At 34.4% G+C, this 17,799-nt stretch carries 23 protein-coding genes and 1 tRNA gene; 18 read left to right on the top strand and 6 right to left on the bottom strand.

Annotated features, from left to right (window positions below; genetic code table 11):
• Window positions 1-66 precede the first annotated feature (66 nt).
• From ACQY2P_RS05650 to ACQY2P_RS05635, 4 genes are read left to right on the top strand one after another with little or no spacing between them, the layout of a single operon-like run.
• Window positions 67-924, top strand: coding sequence for a dihydroorotate dehydrogenase (locus tag ACQY2P_RS05650; protein ID WP_428327274.1), 858 nt, complete (start codon window positions 67-69; stop codon window positions 922-924).
• Window positions 908-1,720: a dihydroorotate dehydrogenase electron transfer subunit gene (locus tag ACQY2P_RS05645; RefSeq protein WP_428325706.1), complete on the top strand. Its 813-nt coding sequence runs from the start codon at window positions 908-910 to the stop codon at window positions 1,718-1,720. The genes ACQY2P_RS05650 and ACQY2P_RS05645 overlap by 17 nt, the downstream gene beginning before the upstream one ends.
• Before the next feature lie 51 nt (window positions 1,721-1,771).
• Complete coding sequence (locus ACQY2P_RS05640; protein WP_428325705.1) at window positions 1,772-3,496, top strand: B12-binding domain-containing radical SAM protein; 1,725 nt, start codon at window positions 1,772-1,774, stop codon at window positions 3,494-3,496.
• A gap of 40 nt (window positions 3,497-3,536) precedes the next feature.
• Window positions 3,537-3,719 carry a 30S ribosomal protein S30e gene (locus ACQY2P_RS05635; RefSeq protein ID WP_012215770.1) on the top strand — a complete coding sequence of 61 codons (183 nt, stop codon included), beginning with the start codon at window positions 3,537-3,539 and terminating at the stop codon, window positions 3,717-3,719.
• Between the two features lie 105 nt (window positions 3,720-3,824).
• On the opposite strand, the gene ACQY2P_RS05630 is transcribed toward ACQY2P_RS05635, so the two are convergent.
• A complete protein-coding gene (locus ACQY2P_RS05630; protein WP_428325704.1) occupies window positions 3,825-4,820 on the bottom strand; it encodes a cache domain-containing protein in 996 nt (331 codons plus the stop codon).
• A 182-nt stretch (window positions 4,821-5,002) separates the two neighbouring features.
• On the opposite strand from ACQY2P_RS05630, the gene radA reads away from it, so the two are divergent.
• From radA to ACQY2P_RS05590, 8 genes are read left to right on the top strand one after another with little or no spacing between them, the layout of a single operon-like run.
• The gene (gene radA / locus ACQY2P_RS05625) at window positions 5,003-6,196 is read left to right on the top strand and encodes a DNA repair and recombination protein RadA (protein WP_428325703.1); all 1,194 of its coding nucleotides are present in this window, start codon (window positions 5,003-5,005) and stop codon (window positions 6,194-6,196) included.
• A gap of 59 nt (window positions 6,197-6,255) precedes the next feature.
• A complete protein-coding gene (locus ACQY2P_RS05620; RefSeq protein WP_428325702.1) occupies window positions 6,256-6,870 on the top strand; it encodes an HAD family hydrolase in 615 nt (204 codons plus the stop codon).
• 60 nt (window positions 6,871-6,930) lie between these two features.
• A complete protein-coding gene (rlmN, locus tag ACQY2P_RS05615) occupies window positions 6,931-7,986 on the top strand; it encodes a 23S rRNA (adenine(2503)-C(2))-methyltransferase RlmN (protein WP_428325701.1) in 1,056 nt (351 codons plus the stop codon).
• A gap of 57 nt (window positions 7,987-8,043) precedes the next feature.
• The gene (locus ACQY2P_RS05610; RefSeq protein WP_428325700.1) at window positions 8,044-8,343 is read left to right on the top strand and encodes a 50S ribosomal protein L21; all 300 of its coding nucleotides are present in this window, start codon (window positions 8,044-8,046) and stop codon (window positions 8,341-8,343) included.
• Window positions 8,344-8,345: 2 nt separating this feature from the next.
• On the top strand, window positions 8,346-8,672 hold the full coding sequence (locus ACQY2P_RS05605; RefSeq protein ID WP_428325699.1) for an RNA polymerase Rpb4: 327 nt from the start codon (window positions 8,346-8,348) through the stop codon (window positions 8,670-8,672).
• 20 nt (window positions 8,673-8,692) lie between these two features.
• Window positions 8,693-9,259: a DUF655 domain-containing protein gene (locus ACQY2P_RS05600; RefSeq protein ID WP_428325698.1), complete on the top strand. Its 567-nt coding sequence runs from the start codon at window positions 8,693-8,695 to the stop codon at window positions 9,257-9,259.
• Window positions 9,256-9,960 carry a ribosomal RNA small subunit methyltransferase A gene (locus ACQY2P_RS05595; protein ID WP_428325697.1) on the top strand — a complete coding sequence of 235 codons (705 nt, stop codon included), beginning with the start codon at window positions 9,256-9,258 and terminating at the stop codon, window positions 9,958-9,960. The genes ACQY2P_RS05600 and ACQY2P_RS05595 overlap by 4 nt, the downstream gene beginning before the upstream one ends.
• Entirely contained in the window at window positions 9,935-10,471 is a 537-nt protein-coding gene (locus tag ACQY2P_RS05590) for a HemK2/MTQ2 family protein methyltransferase (RefSeq protein ID WP_428325696.1), read from the top strand. Before ACQY2P_RS05595 ends, ACQY2P_RS05590 begins: the two co-directional genes overlap by 26 nt.
• Here the strand turns inward: ACQY2P_RS05590 and ACQY2P_RS05585 are convergent, their stop codons facing one another.
• Entirely contained in the window at window positions 10,472-11,503 is a 1,032-nt protein-coding gene (locus ACQY2P_RS05585) for an isocitrate/isopropylmalate dehydrogenase family protein (protein WP_428325695.1), read from the bottom strand.
• A gap of 110 nt (window positions 11,504-11,613) precedes the next feature.
• On the opposite strand from ACQY2P_RS05585, the gene ACQY2P_RS05580 reads away from it, so the two are divergent.
• The 4 genes from ACQY2P_RS05580 (at window position 11,614) to ACQY2P_RS05565 (ending at window position 12,958) form a co-directional block, all read left to right on the top strand.
• Window positions 11,614-12,372, top strand: coding sequence for a metallophosphoesterase family protein (locus ACQY2P_RS05580; RefSeq protein ID WP_428325694.1), 759 nt, complete (start codon window positions 11,614-11,616; stop codon window positions 12,370-12,372).
• Between the two features lie 58 nt (window positions 12,373-12,430).
• Window positions 12,431-12,517, top strand: a tRNA-Ser gene (locus tag ACQY2P_RS05575).
• 35 nt (window positions 12,518-12,552) lie between these two features.
• Window positions 12,553-12,714: a hypothetical protein gene (locus ACQY2P_RS05570; RefSeq protein WP_185736594.1), complete on the top strand. Its 162-nt coding sequence runs from the start codon at window positions 12,553-12,555 to the stop codon at window positions 12,712-12,714.
• 73 nt (window positions 12,715-12,787) lie between these two features.
• Window positions 12,788-12,958, top strand: coding sequence for a hypothetical protein (locus tag ACQY2P_RS05565; RefSeq protein WP_012215752.1), 171 nt, complete (start codon window positions 12,788-12,790; stop codon window positions 12,956-12,958).
• Here the strand turns inward: ACQY2P_RS05565 and ACQY2P_RS05560 are convergent.
• Window positions 12,955-13,773, bottom strand: a complete 819-nt coding sequence (locus tag ACQY2P_RS05560; protein ID WP_428325693.1) for a SirB1 family protein — start codon at window positions 13,771-13,773, stop codon at window positions 12,955-12,957. The two genes, ACQY2P_RS05565 and ACQY2P_RS05560, sit on opposite strands and share 4 nt — an antisense overlap.
• Before the next feature lie 3 nt (window positions 13,774-13,776).
• Window positions 13,777-14,973 carry a hypothetical protein gene (locus ACQY2P_RS05555; protein WP_428325692.1) on the bottom strand — a complete coding sequence of 399 codons (1,197 nt, stop codon included), beginning with the start codon at window positions 14,971-14,973 and terminating at the stop codon, window positions 13,777-13,779.
• Window positions 14,974-15,059: 86 nt separating this feature from the next.
• On the opposite strand from ACQY2P_RS05555, the gene ACQY2P_RS05550 reads away from it, so the two are divergent.
• Window positions 15,060-15,926 carry a methyltransferase domain-containing protein gene (locus ACQY2P_RS05550; protein WP_428325691.1) on the top strand — a complete coding sequence of 289 codons (867 nt, stop codon included), beginning with the start codon at window positions 15,060-15,062 and terminating at the stop codon, window positions 15,924-15,926.
• Here ACQY2P_RS05550 and ACQY2P_RS05545 read toward each other — a convergent pair.
• Window positions 15,923-16,399 carry a hypothetical protein gene (locus tag ACQY2P_RS05545; protein WP_428327273.1) on the bottom strand — a complete coding sequence of 159 codons (477 nt, stop codon included), beginning with the start codon at window positions 16,397-16,399 and terminating at the stop codon, window positions 15,923-15,925. The two genes, ACQY2P_RS05550 and ACQY2P_RS05545, sit on opposite strands and share 4 nt — an antisense overlap.
• A 228-nt stretch (window positions 16,400-16,627) precedes the next feature.
• On the opposite strand from ACQY2P_RS05545, the gene ACQY2P_RS05540 reads away from it, so the two are divergent.
• Complete coding sequence (locus tag ACQY2P_RS05540; RefSeq protein WP_428325690.1) at window positions 16,628-16,768, top strand: hypothetical protein; 141 nt, start codon at window positions 16,628-16,630, stop codon at window positions 16,766-16,768.
• Between the two features lie 482 nt (window positions 16,769-17,250).
• Here ACQY2P_RS05540 and ACQY2P_RS05535 read toward each other — a convergent pair whose 3' ends face one another.
• A complete protein-coding gene (locus ACQY2P_RS05535) occupies window positions 17,251-17,697 on the bottom strand; it encodes a metal-dependent transcriptional regulator (protein ID WP_428325689.1) in 447 nt (148 codons plus the stop codon).
• Between the last annotated feature and the right edge of the window lie 102 nt (window positions 17,698-17,799).

Below are 17,799 nucleotides of genomic sequence, written 5' to 3'. Positions count from 1 at the left end.
TCATTAATCAAAGTGGAGCCCAATCTTGCAACTTCAATAGGTCCAATTCATTTAGACCGGCCTGTGATGCTAGCCTCTGGAATTTTAGGAATCTCTTTGGATGTCTTTAATCGTCTTTACCGTTCTGGCGCAGGAGCTGTTGTTACAAAATCACTTAGCACTGAACCTTGGGAGGGATATCCAAACCCTACAATCTTTAGTGTAAAGGGCGGTGGCTGGATAAATGCCGTAGGTCTGTCAAATCCTGGCGCAGAAAATTTTGCAAAAATGATTGAACCAAACCAAGATGTTCCAATTGTTGTAAGTCTTGTTGGTTCTATTCCTGAAGACTTTGAAAAGATGATAAAACAATTTGAAAATTGTAATGTTACAGCATATGAACTGAATTTGTCTTGTCCTCATGTTGCTAAAGTTGGATTAGAGGTAGGCGATGATCCAGAACTAGTAAAGAAAATTGTTACTACTGTTAAAAACTCAACAAATGTGCCTGTTATTGCCAAAGTTGGTTTAGGAACTACTCATTATCTAAACACTGTTGGCACTGCTATTGATTCTGGAATAGATGCAATCACTGCAATTAATACAGTTAGGGCAATGGCAATAGATGTTGAAACCCAACGTCCTATTCTGAGTAACAAATTTGGAGGATTGTCTGGTACTCCAATCAAACCAATTGCATTAAGATGTGTCTATGAAATTTCTTCCAAATATGATATTCCGATTATTGGATGTGGTGGTATTTCTAATTGGGAAGATGCAGTAGAATTTTTCTTGGCAGGGGCTTCTGCTGTACAACTTGGTAGTGCAATAGGCGATAATTGGATAGATGTGTTTAATGAAATCAATACAGGAATATCACAATATATGGAGAAAAAAAATTATTCAAAAATTGAGGAGATGATTGGACTTGCAAAGAAATCATAACCATACAACAATTGTTACAATTGAAAAAGTAATTGATGAAACACCTACTGTTAGAACTTTGGTTTTTTCTGATGAAGTAATGCCAAATGTTCTTCCAGGACAATTTGCAATGGTTTGGATTCCTGGAATTAATGAATTACCCATGAGTGTTATGATTTCAGATGAATCTGGAAAAGCAGCATTTACTGTTAGAAAACATGGTGAATCTTCTACTGGTTTGTTTAATGTAAAAGTGGGAGAACAAATTGGAATTCGTGGACCTTATGGTAACTCCTTTGATCTTAGAGAAGGAAAACTTTTGCTAGTTGGTGGTGGAACTGGTCTTGTTCCAATGATGCGATTATTAACACATGTAAAACCTACAGACGATGTAACCGTCTTGATTGGTGCAAAATCTAAAGATGAAGTATTTTTTGAAGATTTGGCAAACAAACTCTTGGCAAATAACACTCACAAAGTAATTGTATCAACTGATGATGGAAGCTATGGAGAAAAGGGGTTTGTCACTGACTTGGTTGAAAAACACGTAGATCAAACCGAATTTGATGGAGTCTATGTTTGTGGCCCTGAGATAATGATGTACAAAACAGTCCAATCTGCTCATTCTAGAGGCATCTTTGTCCAAGCCAGTCTTGAGAGAATGATGAAGTGTGGTGTTGGAATTTGTGGTAGTTGCTGTGTAGGCGAAGATCTTGTATGTAAGGATGGGACTGTATTTGATGGCCAACACCTATCTCAAAACAAGGAATTTGGTAAATATCACAGAAACAAGGCTGGAATTTTAGAAAATTATTAAATTTGACCAGCAAGGTTTAAAATAAATCACAAAATTAATTTCGTGAAGGGAATGGGAACTCCAAAGATCGTTTTAACTGCTGATCGTACATTAATGTCACCTTATAGAGGATTGTCTCTTGCGACATTTTTTGGATGTGCTCCTGCTATTGACCCTAATAGGGACCCAAAGAGCTTTTGGTACAAGATTCTTGGAAAACAAGTAACTCCAAAAATCTTGTTTGATTTTATCTGTAATTATATTCCTCATACAAATGGTGTTGCAAATTATGCTCCATATGGTCTGAGAAAACTTGAAGCTGGTTTGCTACGAGATGGATTTAGTAGACAAGATGTTGTTGTTGCACATCCAGATCACATTGAAAAATTCATTGGACCTGAAACACTAGTTGTTGGAACATATGAGATGGACCCACTTGGAATGGGACCAGTAACTATGACCTTTACTTATGGTAGAAAACAAACATCATACGATGAATATTACAATACTGAACTACATCATAGAATCAAGGCTGCAAAAGCTAAGACAGGAAGTAAAGCCAAAGTAATTTCTGGTGCATCTGGAACTTGGCAATACAATTATGATCCAGAAAAAATTGAAGAGTTTGGAATTTATGCAATCTTGGAAGGTGAGCTTGGTGGCATTGCTCCTGAAATTGATGGACATGCAGGACGATTCTTTAACTATTTGATTAACGGCGACTTTGAAAATATGGATCCTTTCAGAAAGAGAAGCGATTTCAAAGTTAACATTAAAGAATTTGAGAGAAACGGTAAAAAACTTCATGGAAGATTTGTCAATTTCTGGGATAGACCTGACTTGGAAGAAATCCCAGACATTGTAGAACCAAGTATGCACGGAATGATTGAAGTTATGAGAGGTTGTGGAAGAGGATGCAAGTTCTGTGATGTAACATTAAGATCATTGAGATACTATTCTCCAGAAAAAGTCAAAAAAGAAATTGAAGTTAACATAAAGAAAGGTGGTTCCAAATCTGCATGGGTTCACAGTGATGATATTTTCGTTTACGGTATGGATCCTAGAACTGCAAAAGGAATGGAACCAAACAGAGAAGCACTAGAAGAATTATTCACTGCAATCATGTCAACTGGTGTTGAACATACAAATCCAACACATGGTACATTGGCAGGAGCAATTGCCGATGAAAAATTAATTCCAAATCTATCTAAAATCATGAAAGCAGGACCTGACAACATGATTGGTGTTCAGGCTGGATTTGAGACTGGAAGTTTAAGATTAATTGGAAAATATGCTGATAGAAAACTTGCACCATACTCTCCTGATGAATGGCATTGGGTTGTAAAAGAAGGTGTCAAGACCTTGAACCAAGATTATTGGATCCCAGCATTTACTTTGATTATGGGTCTTGATAATGATGAGCAACCAGAAGATTCTTGGGAAACAATCCGTTTGATCAGTGAACTGGAACGTGAGCAACCAGAATCAATGTTTACAACAACAGCTTTGACATTCGTTCCAATTGGATTACTTGAAAAATCTGACTTCTTTAACATTGGAAATGAAATGACTCCTGCACAACTAGGTGTCCTTTACAAGACATGGCAGCACAATTTCAAATATGGTATTCAAAAATTCATGACCCGAACTGGTTCTAAAGGACCTCAGAGATACTTTTTCAATGCAATTGCACGTTCTCTTGGTGGTGTTCCATTAGGTGCTATGGAGAGATATGCACGTAGGAAGAGCCGTGAACACGAACACGTCATTGAGACTGTAAAGGCAAAGTACCGATAGGATTCCAAATACATAAATTCGTTAATTATTGGTGTAAATCATGGCAACTCACGGTTCGCTTACCAAAGCAGGAAAAGTAAGAGGACAAACTCCAAAGGTAGAAGGACGTAAAATTGTAGGTACTAATTCTAGTCTTAGGAATAAGAGTAATTTCAAAAAGAGATTTGTCTTAGGTAGATTCCCTGGTCAAAACAAACCTGGACAAAGAAGAAAGAGACGTTAGTCATATATCAAAAAATACAATTTTGATCACATTTTGGCTTGTTAATCATAATTCATCATTATTTCTAATTTTTTGGAACTGTCTTGATACTAAATTGAGTTAAAATTATTTTAATTCGCAGACAATATGCCAATATTTTTCAGAACCATGTGGTTCACTTTCATGAATTACATACGTTGTTTGTTCATGTGCATCAACAAACCAATCCAATCCCTGTTCTTCTATTTCTAATATTTCTGGATGTGTATCATAATAATTAAAATTGTGTCCCAATTGCTTCCCAAACATTTTTGCTCTGTTTGGATGCAAAACTACTTCTCCATCTTCATCAAACATAATTGTATTACAAATATTGCTAGAGGAATATCTATTCAAAAAATCCTGCATGTTATAGTTTACAATTAAAAATCCAACTTTATTATTTTCTATATCGTGAATTTTCGTACCCATTCTTATTGTTGGTTTATGAGGAACTTCTACCCTGCCAGATTCCTCATTCAAATCAAGTTGGGATATGTAGATTTCATCTGGTTTTAGTTTTAATACTTCATGAAAATAATATCTATGACTTTTATCTTGTAGTTGTCCGTCTGGAACTACCTCATATTGCCCGTTTTCTTTATTGATTCGAAGAATTTCCATTCCTGTTAAATCTAATATTCTGATTTGATCAATATCTGGATCAAAACTTGCAAAATCTATGAATCTTTTTACAAGATTGTCTTTGATTAATTGCTCATCAACTTCGATATTTTGATATTTTTTCATCTCAAGCATAATTGTAAATGCTTGAAATTCAACAGTATCTGCTAACAATACTACCATATCTGAACGAAAATCTAGTAATGTTTTGAAATGATGCATTTTCCATTCATTTTCAAGAACTGCGTTCATAATCAATTCACCATCTTCTTGTGTTTTAATTTCAATAATTTTTTGTTCTAAAAGGTATTTTATGGCAGAAAGAAACTCGTCTTCTGAAATTTTTCCCTCTGCCCACCATAAAGATATGTTTTTGACCCATTCTGGAACTTGTCCATATGCATTTACTGGAATTAAAAGAAGTAATCCTATAATGAAAAAGAGAAAAAATACTCTCAAGGTTATCTAACACATGTGTGATATTTTAAAAGATTCTAAAGCCCACAGTAGTTATTCTGGATGAAAACATAGGTTAACAGGATTTTGGATAATCATATCGTGATAATATACTCATTTTTATCATTTTTCGATCATTTTCTAAAACAATATCCTTATAAAGTACTGGTACCGTACCATACGGTATGGTAGAAGATTTAAGATTAGATAGTTTAGAGGGCGTAGGTCCTGTAACAACTAGAAAATTATCCGATGCAGGTGTCCACAACGTCATGGATCTCATCGTCAGAGGTCCTGTAGAAATTGCAGAAATAACTGGAATGGAAAAGGACACTGCTGAGAAAATTGTCAATAAAGCACGTCAACATCTAGTTGATGGTGGATTAATTGCTAAACACTTTACAAGTGCAAGTGAAATTTACAAGCACCGTCAAAGTATTGGTAAAATTACAACTGGTACAAACTGTCTTGACACACTATTTGATGGTGGTATTGAGACACAAGCTTTGACAGAAGTTTATGGAGAATTTGGTTGTGGTAAAACACAATTTGCTCATACAATGTCTGTCATGGTTCAAAAAACCAAAGAAGAAGGTGGTCTTGAAGGCAGTGTTTTGTATATTGATACTGAAAATACTTTCAGACCTGAAAGAATTGTATCCATTGCTCAAGCTCATGAGATGGATCCAGAAAAAGTTCTAGATAACATCATTGTTGCACGTGCATACAACAGTGCACATCAAGTATTGATTCTAGAAGAAGCAGGACCAATCATTGAAGAAAACAATGTAAAACTAATTGTTGCAGATTCTGCAGTTGGATTGTTCCGTTCTGAATATCTTGGAAGAGGAACTCTATCAACCAGACAACAAAAATTAAATCACTTTGTTCATCTACTATCCAGAATTGCAGAAACTTACAACTGTGCTGCAATTGCAACAAACCAAGTTATGGCATCACCTGATGTCTTCTTTGGAGATCCAACTCGTCCAATTGGTGGAAACGTAGTTGCACATACTAGTACCTACAGAATCTACTTTAAGAAATCTGGCAAGAAGAGAATTGCTCGAATGGTAGACAGTCCTCATCATCCTGAGGAAGAAGTAATCTTTGCTCTTGGTGAAGCAGGTGTAATTGACCCTGAAGAAGCTGAGAAAAAGACCAAAAAGACTACCAAAAAAACAACTAAAGCAACCACAAAGAAGGCAAAAGAGCCTGAGGTGGAAGCAACAGTGGAAACTCCAGAAGAATCTACAGAAACTCCTGAAGTAGATGCAACTGCTGAAACACCAGAAGTTGAAACTGCACCAGAGGTAGAAACTGTGGAAGCACCTCTAGTAGATGCTGAAGCAGATGATTCAGAACCTGTAGAAGAGTAGAACTCTCTACTTTCCTTTCTTTTGAAATCTATGAATATTCCTTTTTTGTTAATCTCTATATGACTAAAACCAAATGTGTTCTGTTTGATATTGGTGGTGTACTAGTTGACTGGCACATGTCCTGGATTACATCTGAAGTATCAAAACGATTTGGTATCAAAGAAGATTTGATAGTTGATGCATTTGATAAGCATCTATCTAAATTAGATTCTGGAAAAATCCACGAATCTGATTTTTGGTACAATGTTGCAGTTGATACGGAATCTGATTTATTAAAAAACAATAAAGAATCACTTTGGGATACTTATTTTAGAAAAAATGCCATACCAAATCCTGATGTAAAAAAACTCAGTATCAATCTAAAACAAAATGGATTTACTATTGGAATAATTTCTAATATTGAAAAAGTAACTCATACCGTAGTAGACGATTGGGATATGTTGTCTCACTTTGAACACAAATTCATGTCATATCAAATTGGTTTTTCAAAACCCGATCCTAGAATATATGAACATGTAATTCAAAAATTACCTTATTCTGCAGACGAATTGTTATTCATTGATGACAAGCCATCTAATGTGGAATCTGCAAAAAATTGTGGCATGCCCTCTATCCATTTTACAGATTTAGATAATTTACAATCTTCTTTGGAGGAATTTGAGGTAACAATCTAGCCTCCATTTTTGATATCTTTTTGATTAAATTATAATATCAATTGATTAATTCTGTAAATCATGACAGATCTGTATAGATTACTTCCTGAAGAAATGGAAAAATTAGTAATTGATATGGGATATCCTAGATATAGGGCAGACCAAATTTTACTTCCGTTATATTACAAATTCCCAAAAAACATCAACGATATTCCTCAACTACCAAAAAAACTACGAGAAGAATTAACAGAAGCAGGTTATACAATTGGTTCAGCAAAAGAAACCCATCGTGTTGTAAGTGATGATGGTGATACTACAAAATTACTATTACAATTATCTAATGATTCATCAGTTGAAACTGTTCTGATGCAATACAATCCAACAAAGATTGGGGGCCATCCAAGATCAACTATTTGTGTTTCAACACAAATTGGATGTGCAATGGGTTGTGTGTTTTGTGCAACTGGACAAATGGGATTTGAAACAAATCTAAAAGCAGAACATATTGTATCTCAAGTAATTCATTTTGCTGAACTTTTAGAACAACGTGGGGAACATGTTACAAATTTGGTCTTTATGGGAATGGGTGAACCTATGGCAAATTATGACGAGATGATTCGTGCTGTAAAAATTCTAACTCATGATAGAGGTTTTGGATTAGGACAAAGACACATCACAATTTCTACCATTGGTATTGCATCTGGAATTGAAAAACTAGCTGAAGAGAATCTTCAGATTGGCCTTGCTATATCTTTACATGCTCCAAACAATGAGTTAAGAAAAAAACTAGTTCCAACTGCTGGTCCACATTCTGTTGAGGACATTATAGAATCTGGAAGAAATTATTTTAAAAAAACTGGACGTCGTGTGACTTTTGAGTATGCATTAATGGAAGGAATTAATGACTCTCCAGAAATTGCAGAAGAATTAGCCAAACTACTACATGGAAACGGTTCACACGTTAACATTATTCCAATCAATCCTACAGCAGGTGACTTTAAGCGACCCTCTGAGAAAAATGTCTTAGAATTTGAGCGAATTTTACTAAAATCTGGTGTAAATTGTACTGTTCGTGTGGAAAAAGGCACTGAGATCTCTGCTGCTTGTGGACAACTGAGAACCGATATTATTGGCTAATTTTGGCAGAACCATGTTCTAAGTCTTAAAATAGGGCTTTCGAAGGTTTTACACTACATGGCAACTAAGAAATCGTCTGGTCGTTCACATGGATTTAAACACAAATCTAGATCAGTAATGAAGAAAAAAGCCCCTAGAGGCGTTTCATTCTTGCTTCGTGAATACCAAGAAGGTCAACAAGCACTTGTCATTATTGATCCTAGACAGCACAAAGGATTGCCTCACAGAAGATATCACGGCAAAGTCGGTATGATTACCCATGTGGGAAGACGTGCTATCACACTAGATGTAAAATTAGGGGAAAAATCGAAAACCTTAATCACTAGATTGGATCACATAAAACCATTCGGTGTATAGTTATGGAAGAAGTACAAAAGAAACAAGCTATTTCTCTTTCAGAAGTTAAAGAAATCTTAGGCAAAGTTGATCCTGAAGAAATGGATCAAATCCAACGTTGGACCTACGATTATGTTTCAAAATTTGTATCACTTGATCCCAAAGATGCAAAAGATATGAAGAAAAAACTCATCAAGGAATGTGAATTAACAGAAGATGAAGCTGTTGAAATTGTTAACATTAGACCAACAAGTATGGCAGAGTTACGTTCTTTCACCTTTGGTTGGAAAAAATTAATTCTTGCTGAAACTCTAGAAAAAATACTCAAAATAATCAAGGAGCACTCTTAATTTCTCAGGAGTATTTTATTTTGTATAGGGCACAATCCCCACCTAGAAAATATGAGGAATATGCATACGTTCTAGATTTCAATCCTCGAGGAAAATCATCTACTGTTAGAGGAAGAGAAGGGATAATCATTACTGCAATTGGTGAGGACCGATTAACCATTTTGGAAATTCTTGGAATTGCAAATTCTACATTTGAAGTAGGTGAGAAAATCTATATCGGAAAAGAAGGACGAACCAAAGTTCAATCTGTATTAGGCAAGATGGAATATGAAAAAATATCTTCATCTGCTCAAACTGAATTACAAAATGTAGTTGAAAATATTGTAACTGAAAATGAATCAAAATTTGTAGAATATCTAAACAAGGCACAACCTTTGACTCCTAGAATTCACGCCTTAGAGTTGATTCCAGGAATTGGTAAAACTTACATGAAAACAATGCTAGAAGAACGAGAAAAGAAACTATTTGAGAGCTATGAAGATTTACAAGAAAGAGTTGGATTCAAAGAACCAATCAAACACATCACAGAGAGAATCATGGATGAAATTACTGGTGAAAGTAGAATGAATCTCTTTGTAAAGAGATGATAAAGAGAAAACTACTCGGACAACACTTTCTCAACTCACAAACAATTGCAGAATCCATTGTATCTGAGGCTAAAATCACAAAAAATGATGTTGTATTTGAGGTTGGAACTGGGTTGGGTGTATTGACTCCGTTATTATGCAAAAAAGCAAAAAAGGTAATCTCAGTTGATGCTGATGAGAGTCTGATCAAAAAAGCAAGAACAATTTTTTCAGACATTGAGAATCTTGAATTAAAATCAGGTGATGGCTTTAAGAAAAAAGATCTATTTTCAGTTTTTGTATCTAATTTACCTTATTCTAAGAGTAAGGACGCTATAGAATGGTTAGCTCAACGTACTTTTTCTCATGGAGTGATCATGGTCCAAAAAGAGTTTGCAGAAAAACTTGTTGCAAAATCAAAAAACCGAAAGGCAATAAGCATTATCGCTACACATGCATTTGATATAGAAAAAATCTCTAGTGTTAGAAAGAATAATTTCTCTCCTCCCCCAAAAGTTGATTCTATAATCTTAAAAATAACAAAGAAAATTGATATGGATAAAAAACTAATTTCAACAATCAATGAGATTTTTTCATACAGACGAAAGACTGTAAAAAACATTCTAAAACAATTTGGAAAAGAATCTCAAATAGAGAGACGTGTTGATGATTTAACAGGAGATGAAATAGTAAATCTTGCAAAACAAATTCTCAAAAAATGATGAATATCCTCCATCTGAGGATACTTTTTTCATTGCAAACAATATTGAAGATGAAAAAGGAGAATACGCATTAGATATTGGAAGTGGTTCAGGATACCTGACAAAATTACTATCTGAAAATTTCTCTATGGTTGTTGGAACTGACATTAATTGTGATGTATTGCAACATCAGAGTTCTTACAAAACACAGAATTTGATTTGTTGCAATGGTTCAGATGCATTAAAGATAAAATTTGATTTTATTGTATGCAATTTACCGTATTTGGCAACTGATGAAATTTTAGATATTGCTACAGATGGCGGTGCTGAAGGATTTGAAATTCCAAAGAAAATTTTTGATTCTGCAAAAAACAATCTAAAGGAAAATGGCAAGTTTGTCTTTGTTACATCTTCTCTTTCAAACTATCAAAAACTCATAGATTACGCACAAAAACTGGGCTTAAAAACACAAATTGTTGAAAAAAAGAAACTTTTTTTTGAAGAACTAATTCTTGTAGAGGCAATAAACTGATTATTTTCTTAATTTTTCTTTTGCATATGTGACTATTGCGTCAGTCATTTGTGTTGTTGATGCATCGCCACCGATATCCCATGTTACTGCTTTTCCTTCATTGATTACTTGCTCTGTTGCAGCAAAAATTGCATCTCTGATATCTCTTTCACCAAGATAGTCTGCCATCCAAGCTCCTGATAGAACAGTTGCAGTTGGATTTACTTTGTTTTGTCCTGCAAATTGTGGTGCACTGCCATGAGCTGCCTCAAACATTGCATAATTATCTCCAATGTTTGCAGAGTAAATTAATCCAATTGAACCTACAAGTGCTGATGCAAGCTCAGAAATAATATCCATAAACAAATTGGTACTAACTAACACAGAACCATTGAATTGTTCAGTTGCAATTACCATTTGTTGTGCCATGTTGTCAATATAAATTTCAGATAACTCAATACCTGTTCCTTCAACTGCCTTTTGTGTTTCATCCCAGAATATTCCATCAGTTTGTTTTAGGATGTTTCTCTTTGTTACTGCAACCATCTTTTTCATATTGAATTTGTTTGCCCAATCTACTGCTGAATCAATTAATCGTCTACTTCCATGTCTTGTAATTTTTCTAATTGCAATTGCTGCATCATCTGTAATTTTTGCCTCTACTCCTGTGTACAGTCCTTCAGTTGCCTCTCTAAAACAAACACAATCAAGTTTTCTATCTGGAGTAAGTCTATCATAGGTTTTAGTTGGTCTGATATTTGCATAAAGATCAAATTTCTGTCTTAATGTTACTGCAACACTTCTAGGTGCCCCTGGAACTGGGATTGTAGTGGTTGGTCCCTTGAAACAACAGTCTGATTCTTCTAGAATCTTCATGGTTGCATCTGGTATGTATGATGCATCTTTCCTACCATTTTTGTCCCATTGCTCAGAACCAGCCTCACATAGAACCAATTCTGACTGAAAGTTACACTCCTTGAGAACTCTGAGCATTGAATCAACAACTTCAGGTCCAATACCGTCTCCTTTCATCACTGCAGCTTTTTTACTCAAAACTGCAAGTTTTTGAGGAGTTTATTATTTAATTCTACCTTGATTGGAAATGATTTCTACATGTAATCTATAGAGATGATTTAATAGCTATTTTTGCAAAATGAACTTTGATGATAATAGTTCAAATCTCTGATCTACATGTTGGCTCACAATTTCTAGAGGAAAAATTCAACGTGCTAGTTGATGAAGTCAACGAGTTGAATCCTGATGTAATTGTAATTACTGGTGATTTGACAAATGAAGGACTAATGAAAGAATATGAAAAGTGCAAGTCTCTATTAGAGAAATTTAACACAAAAAAAATTATTGCAATTAGCGGAAACCATGATTATAGAAACACTGGTTATCTGTTATTCAAAAAATTCTTTCCATTCCAAACTGTAAATGAATTAGATAATGATGTTGTTTTAGTAACTGTAGGTACTGCAAGGCCTGACCGAAATGAAGGTGAAGTTGGATACCGACAAAATCTGTGGCTTGAGAGAACCATGAAAAAATACAAAGATAAGATAAAGATTGTTGCAATGCATCACCATTTAATTGCGATTCCTGATACTGGTTCTGATCAACTAACTGTAGTTGATGCTGGTGATGTATTAAGAACCGTACTTGATTCAAAAGTTGATGTTGTTTTGTGTGGTCATAAACACAGACCATGGGCTTGGAACTTTAGAACTTTGACCGTTGTAAATGCTGGTACTGCAACATCTGAACGAGTACGTGGATTATTTGAAAATACATACAATATTTTGACAATTGAAAACAAAAAAGTTCAAGTTGACCTAAAAATTGTGGGTGGCAAACGTGTTCCTATTAATGAAATTGTGAATAATTACAGCCAATTTCATGACGAACTAGACAATGTTTAGAGTTGAAAATTTTGTCTAAAGTTTGACTTATTTACAGATTAATTCTAGCCCTCATTATGCGGGGATCGCCTAGCCTGGTAGGGCGTAGGATTGCTAATCCTATGTCCGCAAGGACACGGGGGTTCAAATCCCCCTCCCCGCGCCATTAAAACTTAATAGACCGACTTGGGAACTTTTTTCATGGGACGAAGAAAAACTCAAAAAATTATACGCACAGGTCCTAAAAATGCAACAACTGGAATGTGTCCTATTTGTAAAACCATTGGTAAAATATTCATCCTTGGATCTCCTGGTGAGGAGCGTGCAAAGTGTGAAAAATGTCGTCAAGAGTTTGAATTATAGTCCAAAAAGCTAACCTGTCCATCAAATTATTTACCCATAACTTTTTAAGACAATTTTTTCTTGATAGATAATCATGAGTTCAGAAGCTGAAACCATCTATGAAAGAGTTGCAAAACTTGAAGATGAAATTGCATTACTCAGAAGTGAAGTCGACATCCTCAAAAGAGCATTGAGAAATAAAATTGCACGTCATGAAATCTCAATGATTAAGAAAGGAAACGACATAGATTCTATTATTGATTAATTTTTTGTCTTAATACTTCTAATCAATTCCAAAATAAAATCTACATCTTCTGCATTTGGATTAATCTCCAAATATTTATTCAAATATTTTAATGCCTTATCATAATTTAGTACTCTTTCTTCTAGTATTCCTTTGTCTCTGATGTCTTCAGGTGATTCTGGTTCAATTGCTAAAACCATGTTGACACAACGAAGTGCTTTTTCATAAACAAAAGACTGTACATAGGAATTCTTCAAGTTGCGAGTCATTCTTAACAGAAGCTGTTCCGATTCTATCTCATCTAAGAATTCTGGTTTGAATTCTATCTCTCCTCCATAATTTGTATCAAGAATTTCTTGCAAATCATCAATGTCTAATAATCGTCCATCATAGAATGGATCTAGTATCATTTCTTCGTTGTATTTTACTAAGATGTGACTTGGAAATCCCACAATTTTGAGATCTAGTCCTATGAACTTTGCAATTTCTGCATAAAGAATTGAAATAGTAATTGGCAGTCCTGTCTTTTTGTCTAACACCTCGTTTAGAAAATTATTTTTTGGATTATAGTAATCATCATCATCTCCGCTATATCCTAGATTCTCAAAGAGATGTTCATTTAACATCGATATGAGATATGTTGGATTTTTAACATCATTAATTGACTCTTTAAGAGACATTCCAATACTGCTGATCTTTTCTATGTACTTTTCAATATCTAGATCTGGATATTCTAGAATCTGCGCAAATTTGAGACATTTTTCAACTAGATTGAAATTTGGATTCTTTACAAATGAAACCCATTCTGCAACAAATGGATCAAACTCTTTTTCCAATTATCACTGACTCAACTTGTCAAGGTATAGTTGAGGATCCTTGAGTTCTCTGGTATTTGGAGGAACTTCTATAATTTTTTTGAAAGTATCTGAGCCTAACTTCTGGTATATTACCTTTGTAAAGTCCTTACCCATACTCTTTCTTACCTGGTATGATGAAAAGTCTGTTCCCATGAATGTGGTAAGATAATTCTGAAAGTCTTGGTCATCTTTTAGGATATTTTCAATTGCAAATCCTGCCATGCCTTCCATTGCGGTGAATGCTGCATGGTGATGTTGTATTGGTGCAAGCCATCTCTTGTAAATGTCTAAGAGTTGTGGTATTGCCTCTTTGATTTTTGGGTCCATCTCTACATGTGTAAACGTCATGACATCCGGTCCTATCTGTTCTATTAAGAAATGATCTGGATTCAAAAAGAAAAACAGGTTTGCTCTTTTCGCAAATGGGAAATCATCTGGTACTGTTTGGAGTTGACAATATTCAGCCAACATGTTAACCGTTTCTGAATCTAGTCCTAGGATAATTCCTGCCAACTCTTCATTGATTTTATTTACCTGCATTGCAGCTTCTTTGTTCATTTGATGCAACTTTTCTTGTGTAGAGTGAATTAATTCTTCTAGTACTGCCATTTTTATCCCTCCTGTGTATCCGGAGTTCACATTTTCAAATCTTGATCCGTATGGCTCTCCTTGTTTGTGTAAAATAATTTGTGGATAACGTGACAAGATGAATTTGTTAAGATAGATCACACCATCAAGATAATCTCCATATGTCGTTGTAATTTTTGAAATGTATTGAATTGCATATGTGGAATACACCAAATATTTTGCAGTATCTTGTTTCATTAATTCTGCAATCTTTGCATTGTCTTCTTTTGCAACTGCGTTAAATAATTCTCTAACAAACTCTTTTGATTCGTTATCTGCAAATACCTTTTCCCCTTTGAGTCTCTTTAGATCTTCTAGTTCTGGAAACTCAAACTTTATGCTATCTGATACTTCTATTCCAACAAACTCTTTGATCTTTTCTTTGAATTCTGGTAGTATTTTCTTTGTTATCTCTTCAATATCTTTGAATTCCACTTTGCCTGTCAAGTCCTCTTTAGCTTTGACAGCTAGGCTCGAAATCTCCTTTTCCTCATCAATTTCTACTGATAACTGGCCAAAAAGAGCCTCAGCAAATTCCTCAAACTCTCCCATTTTCAAAACTAATCTTGAATTACTACATTTAACATTATCTTGGTTTTACCTCAAAGAAATATAGTTTACAACAATTAATTTTCCATATGTTGCAATCAAGTCTTGAATTTTTGAAATGTGTGCGATGTGGTGCAAAACTTGATCTTGATGTGTTTGAATCAGACAAAGAAATCATAGAGGGAATGATGCAATGCAAAAAATGTAAATTAGAATTTCCAATTATTCAAAAAATCCCTGTTCTTTGGGATGACTTTTCAAAATATCTCTCTTCTAGGAGGATTCTTGGTGGCAAACTCTACAAACTGACTCATTCATCTAAACTCAAGAGTTTTGTAAAAAAATCTTTGAACAAAAAAGACAATGATCGTAGTCATCTTGAAGAAAAATGGGCTAGAATTTATCAAAACAGCAAAACTTCAAAATTTTATGGGGTTATAAAGAAAAATCTAGACTCTATACCTTCATCAAAACTTGTCTTAGAGCATGGTTGCTCTATTGGAATTATGACAAACCATTTGGCAAATTCTAATGGATTGATATTTGGTGTAGATCGTTCTTTTAGTGCAATACAAGTTGCAAAAAAACAATTCAAAGACAACTTGGATTATTTTGTAGCCGATTCTCTTAGCCCTGTATTTGGCAAATTACAGTTTGACTTAGTTTTAGCACTGAATGTTTTAGAGATGATTGAACCAAAAGTACTACTAAAATCAATATCAAAACAAATCTCAAAAGGATATTTTGTAATCTCTGATCCTTATGATTTTGATAGGGGACCCAATTCTGTGAAAAACCCCGTAGACGCATCTAGTTTACGCACAAATTTGAGTGATTTAGGATTCAAAATTTCAAACCTCACAAAAAACCCATCTTTTATTCCCTGGAATCTAAAACTAAACCCACGTGCAACTCTAAACTACAAAGTAGATTTTATCATTGCACAAAAACCCTAAATCAAATCTTTCCAGATTCCAGTAAACTCATCACTTGGCACTACTGAGAAAATTTTGATCTTACCTAATGGTTCTAGATATTGTCTCTTGTCGTAATAGGTAAACTCTCCTTCTGTCTCTGGAAAAATTGTGATTGTATCTTGTTGTCCTGGTTCTAGCAAGTCTGTTTGGACATTAAATCCATCAATGTATAATCTATGATGTGTTGTTCCATTGTTAATTACAGTCAGAATATATGCAAAAGACGTTCGTGAAATTAGTGTTGGATTGTTTTCTCCTTTGACTCCTTTGATTGCTTTTATCTGAGTCTCTCCATCAATTTCTTGGAAAACTATTGTCTGTTCTACTTTCTCAGTCCAGAATATCTCAACATGTCTGACGTTTCCTTGTCCGATAAAACCAATCATTACTGCAAGGCCTACCATTCCTGCAACTAGTCCTATAATTATCAAAATTTTGTCATTTTGTTTCAACTCTATAATTATTGCACACTTCTCCCTAAAGAATAACTCTTGAAAAATTTGTAAAAATTGTGTGCCGGGGGCGAGTTTTGTCAGATCAGTTTGATGCCGCACCTTATTTGTGCCTAAAAGGAACTGAAATAATCAATAAAACAACGGGTAACTGGTTGGCCTATATGTCAAAACATCAAAAATTAATAGTTAAAATTACAATTCTTAAAGAACTATTTGAATACACTTTTGAAATGTAGACAATGTAACTCTGATTTGGTAGAATCAAAAACACCTGGTGGAAACCCTATGTATCTTTGTAATGACAAATTTTGCAGTTTTTATGGAAAACATGCAGAAGTTGATAAAAATAATGATGTTCAAGACTAACTAGTCTAATTTCCTGATACTAATTCCCAAATAAATTCCAAGAATTCTTTTATCATGATTACTGTTATTAGAAAAAGTAGTTAATTTCATACCTAAACATTCATTGACAAATACTAAAGAAAATCTTATTTTAAATCTGATTTGATGCAATGCTTAGTAAAATGGATGCAATGAATATTGTATCTAAAATAACAAAGATGATTGTAGAATAAATCCAATCTGAAAGTATTTCAAATTCCAATTAATTCTCTGCAACAATAACCACAAAATTTGTGCCTAACTTACGCGATTAAGTATTATTGATAATAACAATGTGAAAGCCAATATGGACATGCTCTTTATCTTGGGATAGAATGGCATAGTCATAGGATGAACAACAGTACATCTAGGAAACACAATTTGGCAGCATTGACTTTCACATTATATACTCTAATTCATTTTGATATTTAGCAATCACTTAACATTGTTAATTTACAAAAAATCTAGGTGTTCTCACAGCATTTTCCTTTGGGGATGGCAAGATCATGGGGACATTTTCTTGGATGTTTTAGCATTGTGCATAATGCATCTGTAAATTGCTCATTCATATGATGCTCAATACCGCACACCATCTCTTCATCAATCTCCATTTTCAAAGAATCTTTCATCAATATCTCTAACAGTCTACTGTTTCTCATCATACTGGTTCCTATGTCCTTGCCTTCTTGAGTTAGACGTACTCCTGACTTGTTGTAAACTACAAGCTTTTTTTCATCTAATTTTTTTAGCATTTGAACTACACTTGGTTGTCTGACATTAAGCATTCTTGCAATTGTGCTTACTTTGGATTGTCCTTCTTTTTCTTTTATGTGCCAAATTGCCTTTAGATACATCTCTGTGTGCTCTAATTCGGCGGTTCCTACAAAAAGAGACTCTGAAATATGATTCATTTTTTTATATCACACTTGGTTTACTTCGTCTTGCCCTAGTTCTAAGTTTTGTCTTGCAACATGGGCATCTAAGGCTATTGGTTTCCATGAAAATTCCACAAA

The sequence above is a fragment of the Candidatus Nitrosopumilus sp. genome, assembly GCF_965262695.1.
Lineage (GTDB): Archaea > Thermoproteota > Nitrososphaeria > Nitrososphaerales > Nitrosopumilaceae > Nitrosopumilus.
Note: the sequence above shows the minus strand (reverse complement) of the source record. Positions and strands in the feature narration are given on the sequence as shown.